Annotated in this window: 3 protein-coding genes; 2 read left to right on the forward strand and 1 reads right to left on the reverse strand. The window is 46.3% G+C overall.

The annotated features are described in order from the left end of the window. Positions 1-182: 182 nt before the first annotated feature. Positions 183-1,550 carry a cation:proton antiporter gene (locus AC805_RS14125; protein ID WP_055076010.1) on the reverse strand — a complete coding sequence of 456 codons (1,368 nt, stop codon included), beginning with the start codon at positions 1,548-1,550 and terminating at the stop codon, positions 183-185. A gap of 755 nt (positions 1,551-2,305) precedes the next feature. Here AC805_RS14125 and AC805_RS14130 point away from each other — a divergent pair. Both AC805_RS14130 and AC805_RS14135 read left to right on the forward strand, forming a co-directional pair. Next, complete coding sequence (locus tag AC805_RS14130) at positions 2,306-2,734, forward strand: BlaI/MecI/CopY family transcriptional regulator (protein WP_055076011.1); 429 nt, start codon at positions 2,306-2,308, stop codon at positions 2,732-2,734. Positions 2,735-2,738: 4 nt separating this feature from the next. Beyond that, complete coding sequence (locus AC805_RS14135) at positions 2,739-3,629, forward strand: M56 family metallopeptidase (RefSeq protein WP_055076012.1); 891 nt, start codon at positions 2,739-2,741, stop codon at positions 3,627-3,629. Positions 3,630-3,786 lie beyond the last annotated feature (157 nt).

A 3,786-nucleotide genomic window follows, 5' to 3' on the forward strand; every position in this document is an offset into this window, starting at 1 on the left:
GGTCAAGTAAAACAGTGTTGCCGCGCAGAGCGCGGCAACACTGTTTTATAGCTACAGTCACCTGAAATAGGACAAATCAAAACCCAAGAATTAATTGGCGGCGCGAAGCGCCGCCAATTAATTCTTGGGTTTTATGACCTAGTACACTTGGCGACAGCTATACAAGCCTGTTTACAAGACTGCTATCGTTCGGCATTATTTTGGGCGGTTTTACCAAAGGCAATCCGCAAAAATGGCGGTGCGAGGAACGTAGTCAGAATCACCATAATGATGATGGCTACTTCCAAGGGTTTATTAATTGCACCACTAGCCGTACCAATTCCTGCAAATACTAGTCCCACTTCTCCACGGGGAACCATCCCAATCCCGATCGCCAATCGATTAATATTCTCCTGTCCAAATACGACCCAGCCTGTGACGACCTTGCCAGCGATCGCCACCAACAATAGAAAAATGGCAATAAGTAAACCGCTGCGATTTTCGGGAATCATGGGATTGAGAACGCTGAGATCGGCTTTAGCCCCTACAGTTACAAAGAAAATAGGTACTAATAAGTCCGCTACAGGTTTGATCAATTCATCTAATTCATTGCGAGCGTCCGTTTCATCTAATACCAGCCCTGCGGCAAAGGCTCCTAAGATTGCCTCTAAGTGAATGGCATTACCGAGAAATGCCATGAGATAGGCAAAGGTAAAGGCAGGAATTACAATATTTCCCCTTGTTTTGAGCTTGTTTACGAGTGTAATAAAGGTCTTATTAAAAAATCCCCCTAAAAGAACCGAACCAAATAGAAAAGCGATCGCACTAACTAACAGGATCGACACTTTCTGAATATCCACCTCCCCTGTCTTCGCTAAACTGGCGACTACAGCCAAAACAATGATGCCAAGAACGTCATCAATGACTGCGGCTCCGACGATAATTTGTCCTTCCTTAGATTTTAGTTGCCCTATTTCTGCCAACACCTTAGAAGTGATCCCGATACTCGTAGCAGTAAGCGCCGCACCAGCAAAAATAGCAGGAATCGCCGCCACATGAAAAAGATACATTAACCCTGCTGTTCCTGCGGCAAAGGGAACTGCGACACCAACAAAGGCAACGACGATCGCCTGTACCCCGACTTCTTTGAGTTGCCGCAAATCCGACTCTAAACCGATCTCAAATAGCAGAATAATTACTCCTAGCTCCGCGAGAACGGAAATCACTTCACTTTGAGATATGAAGATGCGATCGATGGCTGCGGGAGTGAGTGGGTTAAGCGCCTGTAGTGCGGACATCACCAGCGAGTCTGCCGCCGTAAGCCCACCTTCGGGAAAAATCACTAACCGTAAAGCCGACACGCCCACAAGCACCCCAGCCACCAATTCCCCCAAAACAGGCGGTAAATCCAAGCGTTTGGCAATTTCACTGCCCACCTTACTGGCAAAATAAATAATCACAAGGGTCAGTAATACTCCCGACAAAATTATGGGAGCATTCTCTGCCTCGGCGGTGGCAAGCAAGGTCATACTTCGCGGTAGACCTTGGGCGATCGCATTGATCGAGAGCATAGGCTATTGTCCTTAAAATTTTAATTGGGCTTTTAATTGGGATGTAGCTAAGAGCGTACCGCCCGCTACGCGGGCGGTACGCTCTCTGGTCTTGATTTTTAATTATTTATGCTGAACTACTTAGTTTGGCGCTTTTAAGTAGCTGGGCATAATTAGAAACCAGAGTCGAGAGCTGTAGCGCACGCTACAGCTCTTGGGTTTTATATTTAATTGCGCCTATCTAAATTTACTGGGAACAGAAAAAGACCTCTATTTTTCTATTTTGAGGATGCATGACAGCAATTACGTTGCACATCCTGCGGATGGTACTTTAGTCATAACTCAACAATTTATTTAACGTCAGTTCGAGTTAAGCTGACAAATCTTCAAAGCTCAAAAGTAAAAGCCTTGCTACGCAAGGCTTTTACTTTTGAGCTTTGAGAGAGGGTTTGCTACGCAAACCTTCTCTCAAAGCCCGTTTCAAATTATCCCGAACTCACGTTATTTAGGATTGCGACAACAACAAAGATCTGTAAGTAATACCAAATCACAAAATGGCGTAGCCATTTTGTGATTTTAAAACCCTTACTGGGTTTGGTTTTTAATTCCCAAAAGTGTAGCCACACTTTTGGGAATTGGTATAACTGGGCGCAATTAAATATCAAATCCTTAAACCTTTAGCGCACGCTGCGCGTGCGCTAAAGGTTTAAGCTCTATTTTTTATGCCCAGCTACTTAGAAAGAGCTATAGTGATAACAAATCATGCTGATTGAGTTATGACCCCCTTACCCCAACACCGACCAAAACAGTTATCCCTAGGGCCTTTAGAGTCAGAGATACTGAATATTATTTGGGATAGCAGGCGATTAGGAGCGACGGATATCCACGATCGCATTTTGTCCGATCCCGATCGCGAGCTAGCCTATGGTTCGGTGATGACTGTATTGCGGCGATTGGAGCAAAAGGGCTGGATTCACTGTGAAAAAGAAGGACGAGCGCTCTATTGGCAAGCGCGGATCACCCGTGAAGAAGCACAGACTTTAAAGGTTTATCATCAACTCAACCGTTTTTTAGAAGTGGGTGATGCCGATATTGTGGCAGCCTTTGCCAACGACCTCGATCGAGCTAGCGTCGATAAATTAGAAGCGATCGCCGCCCGCCTCAAAACCATCCGTCAATCGCGAGAACAACCACAGGAAGGATAAGCCCATGCCCTTTTTCTCTGTACATTCGGTAATGATCTTGGGGTCGTTATTCCTCGCTTGGGGCTTGCGCTACAGCTGGGGACATAGTGGTGACGCGCACTTTAGTTGGCAAGGACGTTGGCAAGAACGATGGCAAAAAGCTTTAGTGTGCTTTGTCCTCCCACCGATGCTCGTAGTGATGACAGCGATCGCCGTGCTATGCATGGGATTTGAAGGGCAAATGATCGGCTTGCCCACAGGAAGATTTAGCTATGGCATCGCCTTGGTATTTCTGATTTACTGTATAGGGCGATCGCTACAACTTGCCTTCAATGGTTGGCAGTCATTACAGAAATTGCAAAATCTGGTGGTCGAATTAAAAAAAGTGAACTCGATCGATGAACCCTTGAGATTGCTCAATATGCCCATACTCTTTGCGGCTCAAATCGGCTTTTGGCGATCGCATCTTTTTGTCAGTCAAGGATTGCTTGATACCCTCGATCGCGAACACCTAGAAGCTGTTTTATGCCACGAACGCGCCCATGCTCATTACCGCGATACCTTTTGGTTTTTCTGGCTCGGCTGTCTGCGGCAAGTGATGCCTTGGTTGCCCAATACCCAAACCCTATGGGAAGAGTTGCTACTATTACGAGAACTGCGCGCCGATCGCTGGGCAGCTCAGTACGCCGATGGGCTATTGCTAGCGGAGTCCTTATTAACAATGGTTAGTGGCAATACTATGCCGACCCAAACCTTTTCGGCTGCCTTTGGTTCGACCAATACCAGCGATCGCCTCGAAGAACGAATTGACTTTTTATTAGCCGAGCCCGAACCATTACCACAATTTTCTTGGCGATCGCTATTTTGGATTGGGTTTTCTCTATTGCCCCTTGCCGCTCTACCTCTACATTATTAATAAATCTCCAGAGGAGAATGGTGGCGCTTCGCGCTACCATTCTCCTTTGGAAAATTGCGAAGCGCTCCAAGTTTTTTTTCGTAAAATATAGCTACCGCCAACTGTATCAGGACATAAAACCCAAGGTCGTGTTGCCGCGCAGAGCGCGGCAACACGA

Source organism: Pseudanabaena sp. 'Roaring Creek' (assembly GCF_001402795.1).
In the GTDB taxonomy this organism is placed as follows: Bacteria; Cyanobacteriota; Cyanobacteriia; order Pseudanabaenales; family Pseudanabaenaceae; genus Pseudanabaena.

Bases quoted from the DNA above. Each gene is read 5' to 3' on its own strand.
- AC805_RS14125 (WP_055076010.1), bottom strand. From the start codon at position 1,550: ATGCTCTCGATCAATGCGATCGCCCAAGGTCTACCGCGAAGTATGACC.
- AC805_RS14130 (WP_055076011.1), top strand. From the start codon at position 2,306: ATGACCCCCTTACCCCAACACCGACCAAAACAGTTATCCCTAGGGCCT.
- AC805_RS14135 (WP_055076012.1), top strand. From the start codon at position 2,739: ATGCCCTTTTTCTCTGTACATTCGGTAATGATCTTGGGGTCGTTATTC.